Source organism: Actinocorallia lasiicapitis (assembly GCF_054778695.1).
This window is the reverse complement of record NZ_BAAGZI010000740.1, coordinates 1-1,227: the sequence shown is the minus strand read 5'-3', so window position 1 is coordinate 1,227 and position 1,227 is coordinate 1. Positions and strand designations below refer to the sequence as shown.

General features: G+C 71.9%; 2 protein-coding genes and 1 pseudogene. 2 read left to right on the top strand and 1 reads right to left on the bottom strand.

The window, feature by feature from the left end:
- A partial coding sequence (locus tag ACYVE7_RS34260; RefSeq protein ID WP_460370762.1) for a GntR family transcriptional regulator occupies positions 1-295 on the bottom strand: 295 nt, incomplete at its 3' end.
- 68 nt (positions 296-363) lie between these two features.
- On the opposite strand from ACYVE7_RS34260, the gene ACYVE7_RS34255 reads away from it, so the two are divergent.
- Both ACYVE7_RS34255 and ACYVE7_RS34250 read left to right on the top strand, forming a co-directional pair.
- Positions 364-1,056, top strand: a complete 693-nt coding sequence (locus ACYVE7_RS34255; RefSeq protein ID WP_460370760.1) for a pyridoxamine 5'-phosphate oxidase family protein — start codon at positions 364-366, stop codon at positions 1,054-1,056.
- Positions 1,043-1,227 (top strand): annotated as a pseudogene (locus tag ACYVE7_RS34250) (hypothetical protein); the annotation flags it as partial. The gene ACYVE7_RS34255 and the pseudogene ACYVE7_RS34250, both read left to right, overlap by 14 nt.

The following is a 1,227-nucleotide window of genomic DNA, read 5'->3' as shown; positions in this document are numbered from 1 at the left end:
GGACGGGCGCGGCCCGCGCCGGTTCCGGATCGGCCAGCAGGTCGGCGGCGAACGTGCCGGAGCCGTGCCGCCCCACCAGCCATCCTTCGGCGTAGAGCTGCTGGTAGGCGTCGGTGACCACGGTCCGGCTCACCGCGAGGTCCGCCGCGAACGCCCGCGTGGACGGCAGCCGCTCCCCCGGTCTCAGCGACCCGTCCCGCAGCGCCGCCCGCAGCACCTCGATGAGCTGGACGGTCAGCGGCACGTCCGAGGCGCGGTCGAGCCGAAGGGGCAGGTCGGCGGCGCGACGCGGCAAAGTGGTCACCTGAAATCAACGGGAAGTGGCCATGGTCGGGATATCCACTTCACCTTAACTTCTAGGTCATGTCCTCCGACCAGCTCACCCTCACGGACCGGACCCGGCAGCGGAACCGCGACCGCGCGCTGACCGACCGCGCAGCCCTCTACGCCGTCCTCGACGCCGGGATCATCTGCCATCTGGGCGTCCTGCACGACTCCCCCGACGGCCCGTTCCCGATGGTCGTCCCGACGGGTTACGGCCGTATCGGCGACACCCTCTACCTGCACGGTTCGACGGCCGCCCGCTCCCTGCGCGCGGGCCGCGCCGGCCAGATCTGTGTGACCGTCACCCATCTCGACGGCCTCGTGCTGGCCCGCTCGGTGTTCAACCATTCGGTGAACTACCGTTCGGCGATGGTCTACGGGACGCCCCGGATCGTCACCGACGAGCAGGAGCGCCTGGACGGCCTGCGCGCCCTCACCGAGAACATGGCCCCGGGCCAGTGGGACGCCGTGCGCGCGCCGACCCGTAAGGAGCTCGCCGCCACGATCGTCCTGGCGCTCTCGCTGGACGAGGCGTCGGTCAAGGTCAGGACGGGTCCGCCGGACGACGACGCCCCGGATCTGGAGCTGCCGGTCTGGGCGGGCGTCCACCCGATCCGCCAGGTCTTCGATCCGCCGGTCACCGATCCGGCGCTCCGCCACGATCTTCCGGTGCCGGAACACGTCGCCAACCGCCCGGACTTCACGGCACTATGGGGTCATGCGGCCGAATGATCTTAATGGGGCGGAAGTTCGGCTCTGGGAGGCGTTTCCGCGCGGCGCATCGGTCGACCTGCGGACGGACGGCCCCGATCCCGGCCCGGACGAGCCGTGGCCGCTGGAGCGCACCGTCCGCGCCGAGGTGATCGCGGCGCTGCTGCTGGGCGCGGCCGACGCGGTGCCGGG

Excerpts from the sequence above, each read along its gene's own strand:
- ACYVE7_RS34255 (WP_460370760.1), top strand. The coding sequence starts at position 364 with ATGTCCTCCGACCAGCTCACCCTCACGGACCGGACCCGGCAGCGGAAC.